Annotated in this window: 18 protein-coding genes and 2 tRNA genes; 15 read left to right on the forward strand and 5 right to left on the reverse strand. The window is 56.4% G+C overall.

Features of this window, described 5'->3' with window-relative positions; translation table 11 throughout:
* Positions 1 to 15 precede the first annotated feature (15 nt).
* From rlmE to pnp, 15 genes are all read left to right on the forward strand, one after another.
* Positions 16 to 636 carry a 23S rRNA (uridine(2552)-2'-O)-methyltransferase RlmE gene (gene rlmE / locus NAT23_RS11795; protein WP_251928569.1) on the forward strand — a complete coding sequence of 207 codons (621 nt, stop codon included), beginning with the start codon at positions 16 to 18 and terminating at the stop codon, positions 634 to 636.
* 92 nt (positions 637 to 728) lie between these two features.
* A complete protein-coding gene (gene ftsH, locus NAT23_RS11800) occupies positions 729 to 2,687 on the forward strand; it encodes an ATP-dependent zinc metalloprotease FtsH (RefSeq protein WP_251928572.1) in 1,959 nt (652 codons plus the stop codon).
* A gap of 63 nt (positions 2,688 to 2,750) precedes the next feature.
* Positions 2,751 to 3,602 (forward strand): dihydropteroate synthase, encoded by an 852-nt coding sequence (gene folP, locus NAT23_RS11805; RefSeq protein ID WP_491015947.1) that lies wholly within the window; start codon positions 2,751 to 2,753, stop codon positions 3,600 to 3,602.
* Positions 3,602 to 4,951: a phosphoglucosamine mutase gene (gene glmM, locus NAT23_RS11810; protein ID WP_251928575.1), complete on the forward strand. Its 1,350-nt coding sequence runs from the start codon at positions 3,602 to 3,604 to the stop codon at positions 4,949 to 4,951. The genes folP and glmM overlap by 1 nt, the downstream gene beginning before the upstream one ends.
* A 60-nt stretch (positions 4,952 to 5,011) precedes the next feature.
* On the forward strand, positions 5,012 to 5,764 hold the full coding sequence (gene tpiA, locus NAT23_RS11815; protein WP_251928578.1) for a triose-phosphate isomerase: 753 nt from the start codon (positions 5,012 to 5,014) through the stop codon (positions 5,762 to 5,764).
* A gap of 4 nt (positions 5,765 to 5,768) precedes the next feature.
* Positions 5,769 to 6,260, forward strand: coding sequence for a preprotein translocase subunit SecG (secG, locus tag NAT23_RS11820; RefSeq protein WP_251928581.1), 492 nt, complete (start codon positions 5,769 to 5,771; stop codon positions 6,258 to 6,260).
* Positions 6,261 to 6,301: 41 nt separating this feature from the next.
* Positions 6,302 to 6,388 (forward strand) — tRNA-Leu (locus NAT23_RS11825).
* A 76-nt stretch (positions 6,389 to 6,464) separates the two neighbouring features.
* Positions 6,465 to 6,541 (forward strand) — tRNA-Met (locus NAT23_RS11830).
* Between the two features lie 147 nt (positions 6,542 to 6,688).
* Complete coding sequence (rimP, locus tag NAT23_RS11835) at positions 6,689 to 7,150, forward strand: ribosome maturation factor RimP (RefSeq protein WP_251928584.1); 462 nt, start codon at positions 6,689 to 6,691, stop codon at positions 7,148 to 7,150.
* A gap of 27 nt (positions 7,151 to 7,177) precedes the next feature.
* On the forward strand, positions 7,178 to 8,671 hold the full coding sequence (gene nusA, locus NAT23_RS11840; protein ID WP_251928586.1) for a transcription termination factor NusA: 1,494 nt from the start codon (positions 7,178 to 7,180) through the stop codon (positions 8,669 to 8,671).
* A gap of 27 nt (positions 8,672 to 8,698) precedes the next feature.
* Positions 8,699 to 11,233 (forward strand): translation initiation factor IF-2, encoded by a 2,535-nt coding sequence (gene infB / locus NAT23_RS11845; protein WP_251928589.1) that lies wholly within the window; start codon positions 8,699 to 8,701, stop codon positions 11,231 to 11,233.
* A 12-nt stretch (positions 11,234 to 11,245) separates the two neighbouring features.
* Complete coding sequence (rbfA, locus tag NAT23_RS11850) at positions 11,246 to 11,641, forward strand: 30S ribosome-binding factor RbfA (RefSeq protein ID WP_251595201.1); 396 nt, start codon at positions 11,246 to 11,248, stop codon at positions 11,639 to 11,641.
* A complete protein-coding gene (truB, locus tag NAT23_RS11855) occupies positions 11,641 to 12,555 on the forward strand; it encodes a tRNA pseudouridine(55) synthase TruB (protein WP_251928591.1) in 915 nt (304 codons plus the stop codon). The genes rbfA and truB overlap by 1 nt, the downstream gene beginning before the upstream one ends.
* Positions 12,556 to 12,634: 79 nt before the next feature.
* Entirely contained in the window at positions 12,635 to 12,904 is a 270-nt protein-coding gene (gene rpsO / locus NAT23_RS11860) for a 30S ribosomal protein S15 (protein WP_251595205.1), read from the forward strand.
* Between the two features lie 187 nt (positions 12,905 to 13,091).
* Positions 13,092 to 15,221 (forward strand): polyribonucleotide nucleotidyltransferase, encoded by a 2,130-nt coding sequence (pnp, locus tag NAT23_RS11865; RefSeq protein ID WP_251928594.1) that lies wholly within the window; start codon positions 13,092 to 13,094, stop codon positions 15,219 to 15,221.
* A gap of 69 nt (positions 15,222 to 15,290) precedes the next feature.
* Here the strand turns inward: pnp and NAT23_RS11870 are convergent, their stop codons facing one another.
* The 5 genes from NAT23_RS11870 to pcnB all read right to left on the reverse strand — a co-directional run bounded on the left by NAT23_RS11870 (position 15,291) and on the right by pcnB (position 20,094).
* The gene (locus NAT23_RS11870; RefSeq protein WP_251928597.1) at positions 15,291 to 16,466 is read right to left on the reverse strand and encodes an acetyl-CoA C-acetyltransferase; all 1,176 of its coding nucleotides are present in this window, start codon (positions 16,464 to 16,466) and stop codon (positions 15,291 to 15,293) included.
* Positions 16,467 to 16,574: 108 nt separating this feature from the next.
* Positions 16,575 to 17,423, reverse strand: a complete 849-nt coding sequence (gene panC, locus NAT23_RS11875) for a pantoate--beta-alanine ligase (protein ID WP_251928600.1) — start codon at positions 17,421 to 17,423, stop codon at positions 16,575 to 16,577.
* A complete protein-coding gene (gene panB / locus NAT23_RS11880; protein ID WP_251928603.1) occupies positions 17,423 to 18,214 on the reverse strand; it encodes a 3-methyl-2-oxobutanoate hydroxymethyltransferase in 792 nt (263 codons plus the stop codon). The genes panC and panB overlap by 1 nt, the downstream gene beginning before the upstream one ends.
* A 69-nt stretch (positions 18,215 to 18,283) precedes the next feature.
* Positions 18,284 to 18,763 carry a 2-amino-4-hydroxy-6-hydroxymethyldihydropteridine diphosphokinase gene (gene folK, locus NAT23_RS11885; RefSeq protein ID WP_251928606.1) on the reverse strand — a complete coding sequence of 160 codons (480 nt, stop codon included), beginning with the start codon at positions 18,761 to 18,763 and terminating at the stop codon, positions 18,284 to 18,286.
* Positions 18,760 to 20,094, reverse strand: coding sequence for a polynucleotide adenylyltransferase PcnB (gene pcnB, locus NAT23_RS11890; RefSeq protein ID WP_251928611.1), 1,335 nt, complete (start codon positions 20,092 to 20,094; stop codon positions 18,760 to 18,762). Before pcnB ends, folK begins: the two co-directional genes overlap by 4 nt.
* Positions 20,095 to 20,869: the final 775 nt, after the last annotated feature.

A 20,869-nucleotide genomic window follows, 5' to 3' on the forward strand; every position in this document is an offset into this window, starting at 1 on the left:
TCAGGAAATGTCCTCGTGAAACGATCCAAATCAAGTGCCAATTGGTTGAAGGAGCACTTCGACGACGCCTACGTTCAGCGCTCCCGTGATGATGGTTATCGAAGTCGTGCGAGTTATAAGCTGCTCGAGATCGATGAAAAGGACCAGTTATTGGGTGCCGGAATGACGGTGGTCGATCTTGGCGCTGCGCCTGGTGGCTGGAGCCAGATCGCGGCCGAGCGCGTCGGAACGTCCGGTGTGGTCATCGCGACCGATATTCTAGAAATGGACGCGCTGGCCGATGTGAGTTTCATTAAGGGGGATTTCACGGAAAACGATGTCCTGGATGCTATCATGACAGAGATAGATGGGCGTCCCGTGAATCTGGTGCTTTCGGATATGGCGCCGAACATGAGCGGCCAGGCGGCCATCGACCAGCCTCAAGCCATGTATCTGGTCGAGCTTGCGCTCGATATGGCAACACAAGTGCTCTCTCCCGGAGGCAATTTTCTGGTCAAGGTGTTTCAGGGAGAAGGGTTCGATGACTACCTTCAACAGATGCGGTCGCATTTCAAGAAGGTTATGACGCGCAAGCCCAAGGCATCCCGCGCTCGCTCGCGTGAGGTCTACTTGCTTGGAAGAGAATTTCGTACCTAGGCTTGCAAGACCGCCTCAAAGCCCTCACTTTCTCTAGGATAAAGGTGCTTGAGTGGGTCGAGCCGCTGGAATGACGTAATGAGGGTGATCCCTTGAACGATATGGCTAAGAATCTGATTTTATGGTTGATCATCGCAGCAGTTTTGCTGACGGTGTTCAATAATTTTAATGTGGATAATTCACCGCAGGCGATGAATTACTCACAGTTCGTGGAGCAGGTCCAAAATGATCAGATCCGCCAGGTAACAATCGACGGGTATACCATCAGTGGTGATCGTCAGGATGGCTCGTCCTTCCAGACCATCCGACCTGCGGTTCAGGATCCCAAGCTGATCGATGATCTGCTTAGCCATAGCGTGGTCATTCAGGGCAAGAAACCTGAAGAGCAGAGCATCTGGTCCAGGCTTTTGATCGCAAGTTTCCCGATACTTATTATCCTGGCGATCTTTTTGTTCTTCATGCGTCAGATGCAGGGTGGGGGCGCCGGTAAGGGCGGGCCCATGAGCTTTGGTAAATCCAAGGCCAAGCTCCTGTCTCAGGACCAGATCAAAACCACGTTCAAGGATGTGGCGGGCTGCGATGAAGCCAAGGAAGAAGTCGAAGAGCTGGTCGACTATCTGAAAGACCCTTCCAAGTTTCAGCGGCTCGGTGGTCAGATACCGCGCGGTGTCCTGATGGCGGGGCCGCCGGGTACAGGTAAGACGCTTCTTGCCAAGGCGATCGCGGGCGAAGCAAAGGTGCCGTTCTTTACGATCTCCGGTTCCGATTTCGTTGAGATGTTCGTAGGTGTCGGTGCATCGCGTGTTCGTGACATGTTCGAGCAGGCCAAGAAGCAGTCGCCCTGCATTATCTTTATCGATGAGATCGATGCCGTGGGTCGTTCGCGTGGCTCCGGTATGGGCGGTGGCCACGACGAGCGTGAGCAGACGTTGAACCAGCTTCTGGTCGAGATGGACGGTTTCGATCCGAACGATGGCGTTATCGTGATTGCTGCGACCAACCGGCCTGACGTGCTCGACCCCGCGCTTTTGCGTCCAGGTCGTTTTGACCGCCAGGTTACGGTCGGGCTGCCTGACATTCGTGGCCGTGAACATATCCTGAACGTACACCTTCGCAAGGTGCCGCTTGCCGACGACGTCAAGCCCGAGCTTATTGCGCGCGGTACACCCGGCTTTTCAGGGGCCGATCTTTCCAATGTCGTCAATGAGGCTGCGCTTTTTGCTGCGCGTCGCAATCGCCGTTTGGTGTCAATGGAAGAGCTTGAATCTGCCAAGGACAAGATCATGATGGGCGCTGAACGTCGTTCCATGGTGATGTCCGAGAAAGAGAAGCGAAATACTGCCTATCACGAGGCTGGGCACGCGATCATCGGTCTATTGATGCCCGAGCATGATCCAGTCTACAAGGTGACCATTATTCCGCGTGGTCGGGCCTTGGGTGTAACCATGTTCCTGCCCAGCGAAGACCGTTACAGCTTCAGCCGGCAGCAGATTCTCAGTCAGATCTGTTCCCTGTTCGGTGGGCGCATCGCTGAGGAGATGACGCTTGGCCCTAACGGGGTTACTACCGGCGCCTCGAACGACATCAAGCGCGCGACCGAACTTGCTCACAGCATGGTTGCAAAATGGGGACTTTCTTCCGAAATGGGCCCGCTGATGTACGACGAGGATGAGTCTCATCAGTTCCTTGGTGGTCCGGGCAGCGGGGGCGGCAAGTTCAACTCGCCTGAAACCACGTCGCGTCTCGATAAGGAAGTGCGTCGAATCATCGATGAGTGCTACAAGCAGGCAGCCCAGTTGCTTGAAGATAATCGAGATAAACTCGATATGATGGCTGAGGCGTTGGTTCAGTACGAAACGATCGATACGGACCAGATCAAGGACATTATGGAAGGCCGCTACCCGCAGCCACCCAAAGACTGGAACGATAACGGTCCGACCGGCGGCACACCTGCGGCATCTGATGAATCCGAGCCGGATGAATCTTCGCAAGATGATGACGATGTAAAACGCAGGCCTTCAGATCCCCTTGGTGGGCCTGCAGGGCACTGACGAAAAGGCCGCTTCGAGCGGCCTTTTTTATATGCATCTCGCTTAATCAATTAAGGGTACGTAATGGCATTACCGAGCACGCTGGCCTGCGGCACGCATACACTCGATCTTTCTCGGCCTGTGGTGATGGGGGTATTGAATGTAACCCCTGATTCCTTTTCTGACGGTGGTCACTACACAACGATGGACGCGGCCGTTCGTCAGGCTGAAAACATGTTGCGTGATGGAGCTCGGATCATCGATATCGGCGGCGAGTCCACGCGACCGGGTGCTGAGGTAGTGTCTTCCGAAGAAGAGCTTGAGCGGGTTGTGCCGGTGGTGGCGCGATTGGTCGAGGAATTCGGATGCCTTGTTTCGCTGGATACCAGTTGTCCTGAGGTCATGCGCGAGGGCGCGAAAGCCGGGGCCGGAATTATCAATGATGTCCGCTCTCTGACGCGCGAGGGCGCGCTTGAGGCGGCGGCGGCGAGCGAGTTAGCCGTATGCGTGATGCACATGCGTGGAGAGCCCGCCACCATGCAGCAGCAAGTGGACTACGGTGCGCCGATCGAAGAAGAGGTATTTCGGTTTCTGGAGGATCGCGTCCGGGTCTGTCAGGCTGCCGGAATTTCAAAGGATAGGATGATCGTTGATCCCGGATTTGGTTTTGCCAAGACGATTGAGCATAATCTGCGGTTAATGAATCGTTTACACTCGCTTCAATCGCTTGAGCGCCCGCTTTTAGTAGGCGTTTCTCGTAAAAGCATGATTGGCAAGGCACTTGGCCGCGAGGTCGAGGATCGTTTGCCGGGCGGGTTGGCGCTGGCTGCACTGGCTGTGCAGCAGGGAGCCGCCATCTTACGAACACATGATGTTGGCCCGACCGTTGATGCCGTCAACATGGCTTGGGCCGTGCTAAAGGAAGGCACTAACTAATGGCAAGACAGTATTTTGGAACGGATGGTATTCGCGGTACCGTCGGTGAGTCGCCGATCACGCCAGATTTCATGCTTAAGCTTGGATGGGCGGCAGGTCGCGTATTTGCAAAAAAAGGGCGCTCTCGGGTCATTATTGGCAAGGATACCCGCATCTCCGGGTACATGTTTGAGTCCGCGCTTGAAGCTGGTTTCTCGGCGGCAGGGGTCGATGTGTCTCTACTGGGGCCAATGCCCACACCTGGCATCGCGTACCTGACCCGCACGTTTCATGCTGAGGCGGGCGTTGTAATCAGTGCGTCTCACAATTCGTTTCAAGACAACGGCATCAAGTTCTTCTCAAGTGAAGGCACTAAGCTTCCTGATGCTCTGGAGGCCGACATCGAGGCCGCGCTCGAGCTTCCAATCGAGACGGTCGGCCCCGACCGTCTCGGCAAGGTCGCGCGTATCAATGATGCTGCCGGTCGCTATATCGAATTTTGTAAATCCAGTATGCCAAGCCGAGCAGGCCTTCACGGCATGAATATCGTGGTCGACTGTGCTCATGGCGCCACCTACCACATTGCGCCGAACGTTCTTCGTGAGCTGGGTGCGAATGTCACAGTCATCGGCGCATCCCCTGATGGAGTCAACATCAATAAGGATGTAGGTTCCACTCACCCGCGCTCACTGCAGGCCAAGGTACTGGAGACCGGTGCTGATCTTGGGGTGGCCTTCGATGGGGACGGCGACCGTGTAATCATGGTTGATGAGCGAGGTCAGTTGGTTGATGGCGATGACATCCTCTATATCATTGCGCGTGACCGGTTTGACCGTGAAGTTCTTGGCGGCGGTGTCGTCGGTACACTGATGTCGAACTTTGGGCTCGCGGCCGCATTTCAGAAGCTGGGTGTGCCGTTTGAGCGCGCCAAGGTCGGCGACCGCTATGTGCTCGAGCGCATGGAAGAGAAGGGCTGGAAGCTCGGAGGCGAATCATCCGGGCACCTTGTCTGCGGTCACGTTCAGACCACAGGTGACGGGATTGTTTCCGCGTTGCAGGTGCTAGCTGTCATGCAGCGTACCGGCAAGACGCTTCAGTCACTTCTGATGGGGCTTGAAAAGGCACCTCAGGCTCTGATCAACGTTCGGCTAACGCCTGGGTCCGATAAGGACGCGTTGATGCGAAACGACACGGTGGCTCAGGCCGTCGAAAGCGTCGAGCAAGAGCTTGGCGAGCAAGGTCGGGTATTGTTACGTCCCTCGGGGACCGAGCCGTTGATCCGTGTTATGGTCGAAGGTCGTCCGCATTTTGACGTCAATAAGCTGGCTCAACGCATTGCTGATGCGCTGGAAGAGGCGCTGGCCGTGTAGTTGCGAGTTGTATTCCGATAATCGCTCTATTACCATCCATCACCACCTGAGGGGGGCGCCATGCGTATTCCGCTAATAGCGGGCAATTGGAAAATGAACGGATCTCTGGCATTGATCGAAGATTTCGGGAACGCGTTTTCAAGAACGTCGTTTTTGTCCAGCGCGATCGATATAGCCGTTATTCCGCCGTTTCCCTATCTGGCAAACGCCGATGAAGCGTTCGAGGGGACCCCTGTTCAGATTGGCGCTCAAACGCTTTATGGAGAGGCCTCCGGTGCATTCACGGGGGCGGTTTCGGCCAGCATGCTGAAGGAGTTTGGCGTGCATTATGTATTGGTCGGGCACTCTGAGCGCCGAACTCTGTTTAAGGAAGATGACGCTGCCATTCTTGCTCAGGCAAGAGCGGCCATCGATGAGGGGATCGTTCCGATTCTCTGCGTCGGCGAAACTCTGGAAGAACGCGATGAAAATCGCTTCGATGACGTGGTTCTCGGTCAATTAGATGCCGTCATGAACGGCTTGAGCGAAGAGCAGCGTCGTCAATTGGTCGTCGCGTACGAGCCTGTCTGGGCGATCGGTACCGGTCGTACGGCCACGCCTGAACAGGCTCAGGAAGTACATGCATCCTTACGCGCGCGCCTTCGCCACTACGATGAGAATCTGGCCGACAACATGCGCCTTCTTTATGGAGGTAGTATGAAACCTGCGAATGCGCAGGAGCTTCTGTCCCAGGCCGACATCGATGGTGGTTTGATTGGCGGTGCGTCATTGAAGCCGGATGATTTCATAGCCATTTGTCACGCTGCAGGTTGAACTCATGCAAGTCGCCATTTTATTGGTACATGTAGTACTGGCCATCGCATTGATTGCGCTGGTTCTCATTCAGCAAGGAAAAGGTGCTGAGGCCGGCGCTGCCTTTGGCGGCGGTGCGTCTCAGACGGTGTTCGGGTCCCAGGGCAGCACCAGCTTTCTTGCGAAATTTACAGGGCTCCTCGCTGCATTGTTCTTTGTAACGTCGCTGGCCCTGGCTTGGTTCGTAAGTCACGATTCCAGTGATGAAAGTGGTATTCCGGATGCAGCCGTGATCGAACAGCAGAAATCGCTTTCACCGACCCTTGATGACGGTGACTCCGCGGCGGGCTCTAAGCGTGCTCAAGAGCGTGGTGATGCGTCTGAAGGCAGCGGTCTTACGGCCCCGTCGGCGTCGGATCAAAATAATTCGGCGCCAGCCCTTGACGAGGGTGGCTCAAGTCTGGATAATTCAGCGCCAGCATCGGGAGACAAAGAAACAGGGTCTTCCGGTCAGTAAAGCAGTAACTGGGTAAGTAATTGATTGCCCAGCCCCCTGATGCCGAAGTGGTGGAATTGGTAGACACGCTATCTTGAGGGGGTAGTGACCTTATGGTCGTGCGGGTTCAAGTCCCGCCTTCGGCACCATCTGGATGTGATTGGCAAGCGCGAAGATGTTCATTTGATTTTTATATATCGAACATCTATACTCGTCGCGCAATGTTGCGGGGTGGAGCAGCCTGGTAGCTCGTCGGGCTCATAACCCGAAGGTCGTCGGTTCAAATCCGGCCCCCGCTACCACGATTAAATCGTGGAAAGTTTTTTGAAAGGCCCCTTCAAATGAAGGGGCTTTTTGTTAGCACCAGTGCCAATCAGTCACCTCACCTTTTGCTCATACGTCTCCTGGTCAGGTGCCTGCTTAAGCAACTGCTGCGTAGGAGTAATACCTTGGCGACAAAAGAATCTACGCTCCATTCCTTGATCGAGCCCACCATTACCGACATGGGGTTCGAGCTTTGGGGCATCGACTATATGGCTCAGGGCAAGCACTCAAGGCTCGTGATCTATATTGATCAAGCCAATGGCGTGACCGTGGAACATTGCGCTGATGTCAGTCGACAAGTCAGTGCGATCCTGGACGTCGAAGATCCCATCTCGGGTCATTACACGCTGGAAGTTTCCTCGCCCGGCATGGATCGTCCCCTATTTACCCCCGCCCATTTCGAAGCCTATACAGGGAACATTGTCTCTCTCAGGCTGCGTGCGCCTTTTGAAGGCCGTCGGAAATTCAAGGGCGTTCTGGCGGGTATCGATGGTGATGAGGTTCTGCTTCAGTTTGAAGGGGAAGAGTATGGCTTCCCGATCGAGACAATCGAGCGCGCCCAGGTCGTACCACAGTTTGATAACTAAGAACCGCTTTTCTGGCGAGGCATATTTATGAGCAAAGAGATTTTGCTGGTCGTCGATGCGATCTCCAATGAAAAAGGGGTGGCTCGTAGCGTCATTTTCGAAGCGGTAGAAGCCGCACTGGCCAGCGCTACTCGTAAGCGTTTCGAAGGACAGGATGTCGATATCCGTGTTCGAATCGATCGCCAAAGCGGGGATTATGAAACCTTTCAGCGCTGGACGGTCGTTCCTGACGAAGACTACGTAACGTCGGCGCGCCAAATCCCATGGTCTGCCGGCCAGGAGCGCGAGCCGCCGCTGGATCTAAACGAATACGTCGAAGCCGAAATCGAATCCGTCGCCTTCGGTCGTATTGCTGCCCAAACGGCCAAGCAGGTCATCGTACAGAAAGTGCGTGAAGCCGAGCGTGCTGAAATTGTTGGGCACTACGCCGAGCGCGAAGGCGAATTGCTGAGCGGTACGGTAAAGAAAACGACACGCGATGGCTTGATCATCGACCTGGGCGAGAATGCGGAAGCATTTCTCCCGCGTAACGAGATGATCCCTGGCGAGCGCTATCGCATGAACGAGCGTGTTCGCTCGCTTTTGTGGCGAGTCGACCCGGAAGCGCGCGGTGCCCAGCTGATCCTATCGCGCACGCGTCCTGAGTTCCTGACCGAGCTTTTCAAGATCGAGGTGCCGGAAATCGCCGAGCAGTTGATCGAGATCAAGGGCGCGGCTCGGGATCCCGGTTCGCGCGCGAAGATTGCCGTCAAGACCAACGACCGCCGCATCGATCCGGTTGGCGCTTGCGTCGGCATGCGTGGGTCTCGCGTTCAGGCGGTTTCGAACGAGCTGCGTAACGAGCGGGTCGACATCGTGCTTTGGGACGATAACCCCGCTCAGCTTGTCATCAATGCCATGGCGCCGGCGGATGTCGCCTCTATTGTCGTTGATGAAGACTCGCACGCCATGGATGTCGCGGTCAGCGAAGACAACCTGGCTCAGGCGATTGGTCGTAGCGGTCAGAACGTACGACTGGCCTCAGAGCTTACCGGCTGGTCGCTTAACGTGATGACCGAAGAAGAAGCGCAAGGCAAGCGTGACCAGGAGGTCGATAGCTACGTTGAATACTTCATCTCACACCTGGGTGTGGATGAAGAAATGGCACGCGTACTGGTAGATGAAGGCTTCACGTCGCTTGAAGAAGTTGCGTACGTGCCGCTGGACGAAATGCTTGAAATAGAAGACTTCGATCAGGAACTGGTCGAGGAACTGCGTGCTCGCGCCAAGGACGAACTGCTTAACCTCGCCATCGCCTCTGAAGAAGCGTTGGACGGCACCGAGCCTGCTGAAGACCTCTTGAACATGGACGGTATGGACCGTCATCTCGCGTTCAAGCTGGCAAGCATTGGCATCGTGTGCATGGAAGATCTGGCAGAACAGTCCATCGATGATTTGAAAGACATCGAAGGTGTCGATGAAGAGCGCGCAGCAGCATTGATCATGACGGCCCGCGCGCCCTGGTTCGCAGGTGAAGAGTAATCAGGTCACGGGCTCAGGAGGGTCGCAATGGCAGAAACAACAGTTAAGGAATTTGCAGGCAAGGTTGGCCGAGAAGTCAGCCGTCTGCTGGAACAGATGAGTGAAGCCGGGCTTCCTCACAAGTCTGAAAGTGATGTGGTCTCCGAAACGGACAAGCAGCGCCTGCTGGATCATCTGACTCAAAATCACGGCGGTAGCCCGGGTCGCGGCAAGAATCGTATTACTTTGACTCGAAAAACCAAGAGCAAGATTCGCACCGGCGATGGTCGTAACAAGACCATCGAAGTCCAGGTACGCAAAAAACGTACTTATGTGAAGCGCGACGGCGAGGAAGAACAGCCCGCGGACGAGACCCAGGGTGCCCAGGCGCAAACGCCTGAGACCTCGGTTCAGGCCGCAGCAGCCGTGTCCGAGTCGACGCCGCAGGAAAATGCGTCTTCAGAGCCGAAAACCGGTGAAGCTTCTGCAGCGCCGTCCGAGCCTGAAGTAGGCAAAGCGGCAGCCGATGACGCGGCTAACATCGATGTCGAAGCCGCACTTAGCGGTAGTGAGGCAAGCGATGAGGCGCCTGACGCCAACAGTGGCTCAGACGCACCGCCGAAGGAAGGCCGCACCGACCGTCGCAAGCGTCCGGACAATGCTGCGCGTAAAAGCAGCGGCCGTCGTGGTCGACCCGACAAGGAAGACGACGACAAGGGTGACCGTCAGGAGCGCCGTCGTGGTGGCAAGAAGGTCAAGCGCGCCGAGCGTCGTGGCTCTCGCCGTGGCGGTGATAACCAACACGGTTTCCAGCGGCCGACTCAGACCATCGTGCGTGAAGTTGCGATCCCTGAGTCGATCAGCGTCGCCGAGCTTGCTGACAAGATGGCCATCAAGGCCAACGAAGTCATCAAGACCATGTTCACCATGGGGGCTGCGGTAACGATCAACCAGACCATCGATCAGGAGACGGCCGCAGTCGTCGTCGAAGAGATGGGGCATACGCCGAAGCTGGTCAAGGAAGATGCTGTCGAAACGGAAATGATCGAAACCATTTCCTACGAAGGCGACTCCGTGACGCGTGCGCCGGTCGTGACCGTTATGGGCCACGTCGACCACGGTAAAACCTCACTGCTCGACTACATTCGTCGCACCAAGGTCGCGACGGGTGAAGCCGGTGGTATCACGCAGCACATCGGTGCCTACCACGTCGAACACGAAACCGGCGATGTCACGTTCTTGGATACGCCCGGACACGCAGCGTTTACCGCCATGCGTGCTCGTGGTGCCAAGGCAACGGACGTAGTCATCCTGGTCGTTGCTGCTGATGACGGCGTCATGCCTCAGACCATCGAGGCTGTTGAGCACGCCAAGGCGGCCGAAGTTCCGCTGGTCGTTGCCGTCAACAAGATCGACAAGCAGGGCGCCGATCCCGATCGCGTCAAGAGCGAGCTGTCCCAGCACGGCGTCATCTCCGAAGAGTGGGGCGGTGACACCCAGTTCGTTCACGTATCCGCCAAGACTGGCGAAGGCATCGATAGCCTACTCGAGTCCGTGCTTCTGGTCTCTGAAGTGCTCGAACTCCAGGCTGTGCCCAATGCGCCGGCTAAGGGCGTGGTTGTCGAATCGCGTCTTGATCGCGGTCGTGGCCCGGTTGCGACTGTACTGGTTCAAAACGGCACGCTTTCAAAAGGCGACATCGTGCTTGCCGGCCTCAACTACGGCCGTGTGCGCGCGCTGGTCAACGAACTTGGCAAGCAGGTCGACAGTGCAGGACCTTCCATGCCGGTCGAGGTGTTGGGTCTGAACGGTACGCCGGAAGCCGGCGATGACTTCCTGGTTGTTCCGGACGAGAAGAAGGCACGTGAAGTCGCCAACTTCCGTCATGGTAAATACCGCGAAGTTCGTTTGGCGCGTCAGCAGAAAGCCAAGCTCGAGAACATGTTCAGCCAGATGGGTCAGGATGATGTGGCTAAGGTCAACATCGTACTCAAGGCAGATGTTCAGGGCTCGCTGGAAGCGATCCGAAGTGCTCTTGAAGAGCTCTCGACCGATGAAGTCAAGGTCTCGGTGGTTTCTTCCGGGGTCGGCGGTATTACTGAAACCGACGCCAATCTTGCCGTTGCCAGTGATGCCATCGTGATCGGATTTAACGTCCGTGCCGATGCGGCCGCCCGTGAAGTGATCGAGCGTGATGGTCTGGATCTGCGCTATTACAGCGTTATCTACCAGCTCATCGACGAGATCAAGCAGGCCATGACGGGCATGCTCGCACCCGAGTGGAAGGAAGAGATCGTCGGTATTGCTGAAGTTCGTGACGTCTTCCGTGCGCCCAAGATTGGTGCGGTTGCAGGTTGTATGGTGGTTGAAGGTACGGTCTCCCGGCACAAGCGAATTCGTGTACTGCGTGAAAACGTGGTGATCTATGAAGGGGAGCTCGAATCACTGCGCCGCTTCAAGGACGACGCCAACGAAGTACGTAACGGACTCGAGTGCGGCATCGGCGTCAAAAACTACAACGACGTTCAGGTCGGCGATAAGATCGAGGTCTTCGATCAGATCAAGGTCGAGCGAACGCTGTAAGGAAAGAGCCTCATGCGAGAGTTCAGTCGTACCGACCGAGTGGGCGAGCAGCTCCAACAGGAGTTGGCCGTTCTTATCCAGCGCGAGGTGAAAGACCCTCGCCTGGGCATGGTCACGGTAAGCAGTGCAAGCGTCAGTCGCGATCTGGCCTACGCCGATGTCTACATCACGGTGCTGGGCGAGGATGATGAGGCGAAGATCAAGCAGAACCTCGACATCCTGAAGCATGCGGCAGGCTTTCTTCGCTCTCAGATTGCGCGTCGTATGTCGCTTCGCCATGCTCCGGAGCTTCGTTTTCATTACGATGCAAGCATTGCTCGGGGGCATCAGCTGTCGTCGTTGATCGACGATGCCGTTGCGTCGGATCGTAAGCGTCAGCACGACGACTCCGAGGAGGAGAACGGCTGATGGCGCGCCATCGCAAGGGGCGCCCCATCAGTGGGGTGCTGCTTCTGGATAAGCCTTACGGAGTAAGTTCAAACCGCGCGCTGCAAAAGGCGCGCGGTTTGTTTCAGGCTCAGAAAGCCGGTCATACCGGAACGCTCGATCCCATGGCGACCGGACTTTTGCCGGTGCTCTTCGGTGAGGCGACCAAATTTTCCTCGCTTCTGCTCGATGCGGATAAACGCTATCAGGCGTCACTAAGGCTTGGTCAAACGACCGCGACCGGCGATGCTGAAGGCGATATCCTGAGTGAGCGGCCGGTGCCGGAACTCGAGTCTTCAAGACTTGAGCACGTATTGGCGCAGTTTACGGGAGACATCGAGCAGATTCCTCCAATGTACTCCGCGCTCAAGCACGAAGGGCGACCACTATACGAGCTTGCGCGTGAGGGCCGTGAAATCAAACGTGCACCCAGGGCGGTAAGCGTTTATCATATTGGGCTGCTTGAAACACGCGAGAGCGGGTTTTCCATCGACGTGACCTGCAGCAAGGGCACCTACATTCGAACGCTTGCCATGGACATTGGTGAAACGCTTGGGTGTGGTGCGCATCTGGATGCACTTCGACGGTTCAAGACCGGCCCGTTCGATGCTGAGTCAATGGTGACGCTCGAGGTGCTCGAGCATCTATCGGACGATGAGCGGCAGGCCCGTTTACTGCCGATCGATGCGCTTTTGACGCACTTGCCGTCTGTCGAGGTCGACGACGACAGCGTCGCGCGGTTTCGTCAGGGCCAAGCCCTGACCTGCAATGAGACATACCCATCACAGACGCTGATTCGCGTCTATGATCGAACCCATACTCTTTTGGGGGTTGCGCTTTTAAACGAAGGGCAACTGGCGCCCAAACGGGTCATAAACACGGCCGAGGACATCTGAGTCCCGGCGGTGAACGTGAAGACTGCAAATATGCGTGGTCTTCTTCATTCTAGTGAGATGCATATTAACGGAGTTAATCATGGCACTGACTGCACAACAGAAAGCTGACATCGTCAAAGAATTTGGCACATCCGAAAACGACACCGGTTCTGCCGAAGTTCAGGTTGCCCTGCTGACCGCTAACATTGCGGGCCTGCAGGATCACTTCAAGAGCCACAAGCAGGATCACCACTCTCGTCGTGGTCTGATCCGCATGGTCAACCAGCGTCGTAAGCTGCTTGATTATGTGAAAGGCAAGGACTTTGATCGTTATCAGCAGTTGATTCAGCGTCTGGGTCTGCGTCGTTAAGCGACGTCCCGCGCCGAGAAGCTCGACAGGCAACCCCTTGGGGTTGCCTGTTCTTTTTTGGGGCCTTGTACCCCGTATCGCGCCCGGCCTCGTGACAGTGACACCGATGGCAATAGCTTTTACTATGGCCACGAGTGATAAACGACCCAGGTAAGCGATCTATACATCGACATCGAAGGAATTCAGAGTGAATCCGGTAACTAAAAGTTTTCAGTACGGCGATACGAACGTCACCCTAGAAACGGGCCGTGTCGCGCGTCAGGCAACAGGCAGCGTCCTGGTGACCATGAACGAAACCGTCGTTTTGTGCACCGTCGTTGCAAAGAAAGACGTCAAACCCGGGCAGAGCTTTTTCCCGCTGTCCGTGCATTATCAGGAAAAGACCTACGCGGCCGGTAAGATCCCCGGCGGCTTTTTCAAGCGTGAAGGTCGTCCGACCGAAAAAGAAACCCTGACCTCGCGTCTGATCGACCGTCCGATCCGCCCGCTGTTCCCGAAAGGGTTCATGAATGAGGTTCAGGTTGTCTGCACCGTGCTGTCTGCCGAAAAGGGCCGCGATCCCGACATCGCCGCCATGATTGGTACGTCGGCCGCACTGTCGATTTCAGGCGCGCCCTTCAGCGGCCCGATCGGTGCTGCGCGCGTTGGCTTCAGCAGTGAAACGGGCTATTTCCTGAACCCAGGCTATGAAGCGCTTGCAACTTCTGAGCTCGACATGGTCGTTGCCGGTACGGAAAAAGCCGTGCTGATGGTCGAGTCCGAAGCCGCCGAGCTGACCGAAGATCAGATGCTGGGCGCTGTGCTTTATGCCCATGACGAAATGCAGTCGGTCATTACGGCCATCAACGAGTTCGTCAAAGAGGCTGGCAAGCCGTCCTGGAACTGGCAGCCGGAGCCGGAAAATACCGAGCTCAAGCAAGCGCTCGAATCCAATTTCGCCGAGGCGGTTGGCAGTGCCTACCGCGTGACGGACAAGATGGAGCGTCAGGACGCATTGTCTCAGCTCCGCGATAAGGCCATCGAGCAGCTGTCCGGCGGTGACAACGCCGAATTCAGCGCTGAAGACGTTTCCGGTGCGTTTGCCGGGCTCGAAAAGCGCATCGTTCGTCGTCGTGTGATCGAAGGCGAGCCGCGCATCGATGGACGTGACACCAAGACGGTTCGTCCGCTTGATATCAAAGTGGGCGTGCTTCCTAGCGCCCATGGCTCTGCGCTCTTCACCCGCGGTGAAACTCAGGCCATCGTCTCCACCACACTTGGTACGACGCGCGATTCGCAGCTGATCGAAGGCTTGGCCGGTGAAATGCATGAGCGGTTCATGCTTCATTACAACTTCCCTCCGTACAGTGTCGGTGAGGCCGGCTTTATCGGCTCGCCCAAGCGTCGCGAGATCGGCCATGGCCGTCTGGCCAAGCGCGGTGTTGCGGCTATGCTTCCGAGTTCGGAAGAATTCCCGTACGCGATTCGTGTAGTGTCCGAGATTACCGAGTCCAACGGCTCAAGCTCGATGGCGTCGGTCTGTGGCTCCTCGCTTGCGCTGATGGATGCGGGTGTCCCGTTGAAAGCGCCGGTCGCCGGTATCGCCATGGGTCTGGTCAAGGACGACGATGGCAAGTTCGCCGTTCTGACCGATATCTTGGGCGACGAAGATCACCTCGGCGACATGGACTTCAAGGTGGCCGGTTCTGCCAAGGGCGTTACCGCGCTGCAGATGGACATTAAGATCGAAGGCATCGACGAAGAGATCATGGAGTCTGCGCTCGAGCAGGCGTTCAATGCGCGCCAGCATATTCTTGGTGAAATGAACTCGGTCATCGGCCAGAGCCGCACGGAGCTTTCCGATAACGCGCCGGCAATGTCGACGATCAAGATCGATCCCGAGAAAATTCGTGACGTCATCGGTAAGGGCGGTGCCACCATCCGTCAGATCTGCGAAGACACCAACGCCTCCATCGACATCGACGATGACGGCACCGTTCGTATCTACGCAGAAACCAAGGCTGGTATGAAGGCCGCAGTCGATGCCGTCACGGCGGTCACGGCAGAAGCGGAAATCAATAAGCTCTATCGTGGCAAGGTCGTTCGCATCGCTGACTTTGGCGCGTTCGTCAACATCATGCCCGGTACCGATGGCCTGGTGCACATCTCTCAGATCGTGCCCGAGCGCGTCAGCAACGTGCGTGACTACTTGAACGAAGGCGATGAAGTCACGGTCAAGGTGCTCGACATCGACAACCGTGGTCGCATCAAGCTGACTCTGAAAGAAATCGACGCCGAAGAAAAGGCGGCGTTCGAGGCCTCACTCAACGCTGAGTGACTAAGGCTTTAATAAAAACCCCGCCAATTGGCGGGGTTTTTTTATGGCTAATGAAACTGTAGAGAGCTCTTAGCGCTCGATGGCAAGCGCCACGCCCTGGCCGCCGCCGATACACAGCGTCGCCAATCCTTTCTTGGCGTCGCGTTTTTGCATGGCGTGCAGGAGCGTGACAAAAATACGGCACCCGGACGCGCCGATCGGATGGCCGAGCGCAATGGCGCCGCCATTGACGTTGATCTTGTCGGTATCCCACTCGAGTGCACGGTTAACGCTGATCGCCTGTGCGGCAAACGCTTCGTTGGCTTCGATCAAATCCAGGTCATTAATTGACCAGCCTGCCTTGGATAGACAGCTCTTGGTCGCCGGTACCGGGCCAAAGCCCATCGTGGCGGGGTCAACGCCGGCACTGGCGTAACCCGCAATACGCGCCAGCGGTGTCAACCCGAGTTCCTTGGCCTTCTCCGCCGAGCACAGCATGATCGCTGCAGCGCCATCGTTGATGGCGGAGGCATTGCCTGCCGTGACCGTGCCGTCTTTCTTGAACGCGGGCTTCATGGCGGCCAGCTTCTCAACACTTACATCGCGCGGATTTTCGTCGGTATCGAACACGACCGGGTCGCCCTTGCGCTGGGGGATTTCAACCGGAACGATTTCATCTTTAAAGGCGCCGCTGTCGATCGCTGCGCGGGCTTTCTGTTGAGAGGCCGCAGCAAATGCATCCTGATCCTCGCGGCTGATGCCGTATTTCTCGGCCAGGTTTTCAGCGGTAATGCCCATGTGGAAGTCATTGAACGCATCCCACAGGCCGTCCTGAACCATGGAGTCGACCGCGGTCCAGGGGCCCATGCGCTGGCCCGTTCGGGAGTGCGGCAGTAGGTGAGGTGACAGTGACATGTTTTCCTGGCCGCCCGCGATGATTATGTCGGCATCGCCGCAGCGGATGGCCTGCGTCGCCAAATGGATTGCCTTGAGGCCGGAGCCACAGACCTTGTTGATGGTCATGGCTGGAACACCGTCGGGAAGCCCTGCCTTGATGCTTGCCTGACGCGCCGGATTCTGACCGCAGCCCGCCGTCAGCACCTGACCAAGAAGTACTTCGCTAATGGCGTCGGGGGATACGTGCGTGTCTTCCAGAAGTTGTCGAATGACGCGAGCGCCGAGGTCACTTGCCGGCACGCCGGCAAGCGATCCATTAAAGCTTCCTACCGCGGTGCGCTTGGCCGCAACGATTACCACGTCTTGCATAAAAGGCTCCTTCCTATCCTTTGGTCAGCAGTGCCAGTCAGACTGGTCTGCAATTAAGGATAGTCTGATTTTATGACATGCGAGGTGGCGGCCGATTTTTTTCGTGGCTCAGGAAAGCCTGACGTAAAGGTTATCCAGAAGGCGAGTCTCACCCAGGTGCGCAGCGGCCAATACAATGGCTGATCGAGTCGTTTCCGATAATGGCGACAAGGTGGCAGCGTCGCGCAGCTCAAGGTAATCCGGGCGGAAACCAAGCTCGGTCAATTGCTGTAAGCCCCAAGTGATCGTCTCGGAGGTAGGCCGACCGTTCTCCAGTCGCTCCTTGATCGCCTTGAGTGTGTCAGCAAGCTGTGGCGCCTTTTCACGCTGTTCGGGCGTCAGATACTGATTGCGTGAGGAAAGCGCCAGGCCGTCGGGCTCGCGCGCGATCGGAACGCCCTTGATCACGATTGGTAGGTGAAGGTCATGCACCATTTTTCGGATCACGGCGAGTTGCTGAAAGTCCTTTTCGCCGAAACAGGCGACGTCAGGGCCAACGATGTGAAACAGCAGACTGACGACAGTGGCGACCCCGTCGAAGTGGCCTGGTCGGCGTGCGCCGCAGAGCCCTTCTGAAACACCGGGGACGTGGACCGTGGTCAGTCCCGATTGACCGTTCGGGTAGAGCGCATCGACGCTGGGCGCGAACACCACGTCGCAGCCAGCCTCCATAAGCTTCAGGCAGTCTGAGTCCAGCGTACGCGGGTATCGGTCGAAGTCTTCGGAGGGGCCAAACTGGAGTGGATTGACGAAGATGGAGGTTACGACGAGATCGGCCTCGTCGCGCGCTGCCTTGACCAGATCAAGGTGGCCCTGGTGAAGATTGCCCATGGTGGGCACCAACGCAATGCGTTTTCGCTCGAGGCGTGCCCTGGTCAGCGTCTGTTGAAGGTCATCAATATCATGGACGCGTTGCATCAGAAACAGTGCTCCTTGGCAGGGAATGTTCGGGCCTTGACCGCTTGATCGTAGGCGCGGAATGCATCGGCAATCGAGGCCTCGGTCGCCAGGAAATCCTTGACGAAGCGGGGCCGTTTGCCCTGGCTAACACCGAGCATGTCGTGCATCACCAGAATCTGACCATCAACCTCCGGGCCTGCTCCGATGCCAATCACCGGCACCGAGACCGCCTCTCGAACATCGGCAGCCACCTGGCGTGGAACGCATTCAAGCAAAATAAGTGCAGCGCCGGCGGTTTCCAATACGCGCGCGTCTTCGATCAACTTGTTGGCAGCGTCTGAAGTGCGGCCTTGTACCTTGTAGCCCCCAAACGCGTTAACGCTTTGGGGGGTAAGTCCCATATGTGCACATACTGGAATGCCTCGGCGTACTAACGCCTTGATGCTGTCGGCAAGCCAGCCTTCGCCTTCGATCTTGACCATGTTCGCGCCGGCCTGCATCAACCGGGCACTGTTGAGTAGCGTCGACTCAAGCGTTGCGTTGGCCATGAACGGCAGGTCCGCCATGATCAGGCTGCGTGGTCGGGCGCGGGCGACGTTTTGTGTGTGGTAGGCGACATCGTCCATGGTGACTGCAAGCGTACTGTCATGGCCTTGCAGCACCATGCCCAGGGAATCACCGATCAAAAGCACATCAATGCCTGCATCACTTGCCTGTGCCGCGAACGTGGCGTCATAGGCGGTGAGGCAGCTAAAGGGCGTTTTGTCTTGGCGGCATTGTTGCAAGAACGACAGGGTCACCGGGGTCATGAGCGCTCCATGAACGTTTCCGAAGAAAAATAAGGAAAAAGAGGGTCGCCCGAGCGGGCGAGTCTGGCGTTATTCTAGCAATTTGTCGATGTGCTGGTCGTTGAGCGTTGTAGCGAGGTGCTTTACGGACCACTCGCCGATAAGCAGGTCAGGGGCCAGCTCTGAAAGCGGTTCAAGTACGAACGCACGACGGTGCATCTCGGGATGAGGCAGATTTAATCGGTGAGTGTGCATGGTGGTGTCACTGCACCAGAGCATATCGAGATCCAGTGTGCGAGGCCCCCAGTGTCTTGCCCGCACGCGGCGGTGAGCCTGCTCGATGGCTTGAAGTTGATCCAGAAGGGCCAGCGGCGACAAGCGGGTACCAAGCTCGATAACGGCATTGACGAAATCGGGCTGATCCTGCGGGCCGACCGGGGCGCTTTTATAAAAGGAAGAGCGTCTTTGAAGCGTTGTCAGCGGTAAGGCTTTTAGCGCGGCTATGGCGTTTTCAAGCTGGCAGACGGGCTCGCTCAGATTACTGCCGAGCCCGATATAGACCGTTCTCATGATGAAGCCGGCTTACGCTTGCGCCGACGCGGTTTTCGCTTTGACCCAGGTGTAGACGAGGGGGCCTCACCGCCGCTGACGTCTTCGACCATGGTGCGCTGTTGATCCGGTGTTGCGGTCTGGAAGTCGGTCCACCACTGACCAAGGCCAGACTCGATTTCGCCGGCTTCTTCCCTAAGCAGCAGGAAATCATAGGCGGCACGAAATCTCGGATGCTCGCGATTTTGAAACGCGCGCTTGCCCCGGCGTTTGGGCAGCTTGAACTGGAGCTCCCAGATGTCTCGCATCGGAAAGCTGAAGCGTTTGGGGATCGATGTGTGCTTGAGCTGGCGCTGGATGACGTTATGAGAGGCCTGCTGGAAGGCGGGCATCTCGGCGGTGTCGTTGTCGATCTGCTGCATTTCAAGCTGTACGGCAGGCCATAGCAGTGCACCGTACAAAAAGGCCGGTGTGACCGGTTTATCCGCATGAATGCGTTGGTCGGTGTTGGCCAGTGCCTGACGAATAAGAGGCGTGGCCCAGTCGAACTCTTCGGTGCTTTCGCTGGTTGCCGGGAACAGCATCGGAAACAGATTCAGCTCGCACAACAGGTCGTAGGTCGCACGGGCATAGCCTGACAAAAACAGTTTCAGCACTTCTTCAAAAAGTCGCGCCGACGGGATCTGAAGAAGCAGTGGGGCCATTTCCTGAATGGGCGCACGCGTTGCCGGTTCGATATCAAAGCCGAGCTTGGCCGCAAAACGTACGGCCCGGAGCATGCGCACCGGGTCTTCGCGGTAGCGTGTTTCCGGGTCGCCGATCAAGCGAATATAGCCGTTCTCCAGATCGCTCAAGCCATCGGCCCAATCGTGAATGGAGAAGTCGTCGATGTTGTAGTAAAGCGCATTGATGGTGAAATCACGACGTAATGCGTCCTGATCCACGCTGCCCCAGACGTTATCGCGCAGTAATAACCCGTCATCGCTTTGTTGGGCGTGCGGGGTGTCACTGTCCGTGTCGTGCTGCCCACGAAACGTCGTTACCTCAATGATTTCACGTCCGAACCGCACATGCACGATTCGGAATCGGCGTCCGATGATGCGTGCATTTCTAAAAAGATCGTTGACCTGTTCGGGCGTGGCGCTCGTGGCAACATCGAAGTCCTTGGGTGTTTTCCCAAGAAGCGAATCGCGAACGCAACCGCCGACCAGGTACGCCTCGAAGCCGGCTCGGTTGAGTCGGTAGAGCACCTTCAATGCGCTTTCGCTGATCATTTTTCGAGATAGCGGATGATCATCCCGGGTCAGGATGCCCGGTGCGGGGGACGTTTTTGAGGGGGGTTGGGTATTCAAATGCTGCTGGCTACCTTGGCGGCGAGAAACGGAGTAAGAATGTATACGCTGTGTCCGTCAGAGTCTAACGAAGCGCCTGTCTGATGCAAGGCTCACATCGTACCCGAGCAGCCGGAAAAGGGAGTCTGAACGTAAAAAGGGAGGCGTAGCCTCCCTTGAATGCGGTTATGCTCGTGTTTTTCTAATGATGGCTTAATGCCCTGAATACGCACCACGGTCATGATCGATTGGCAGGCTTGTTGGCGTTGTTCTTTGCGCGCCAGAGACCGTCTCGTATTCAAAACAATCTTCCATGCATCACGGCAGGAAAGCTTTTTCTTCGCTTATTGTTCTTGGTTCGAAGTTACCGTTTTTCAGTGGTTGTTTTTGGTCGTCTGAAGTCACGGTGCCGTGTCATTGGGCCTTAGTAATGTTGTTTTTATTGTTTGCCGATAACATGCGCACGATTGTTTTTGTTGGCGTGTGTCGTTATCGAACAGCAGGGATAGTTTTTGTTGTTGGATCCCTTTATGAAGTCAGCCGCGTTGTTTTTGTTGGACGGTAACGACTTCATGGCTTTCTTTTCTTTTTCTTGCCAAATAGTAAGCATCCAATGTGCCAGTTTTAATAATTTTTTTATAAATCAGATGCTTAAAATTGCAAGTTGTCTTTGTCGTTAGCGTGTGTCGCAAAATACGTCTGTTGGTGTCGTAGCAGTGCCCCAAAATGAAACGGTGTAGTATTAAAACGCTCGATCATGGTGCAGCCCGATCTGGTGTTGCAAAGGGTAACGTAC

Source organism: Larsenimonas salina (assembly GCF_023736155.1).
Classification (GTDB): domain Bacteria; phylum Pseudomonadota; class Gammaproteobacteria; order Pseudomonadales; family Halomonadaceae; genus Larsenimonas; species Larsenimonas salina.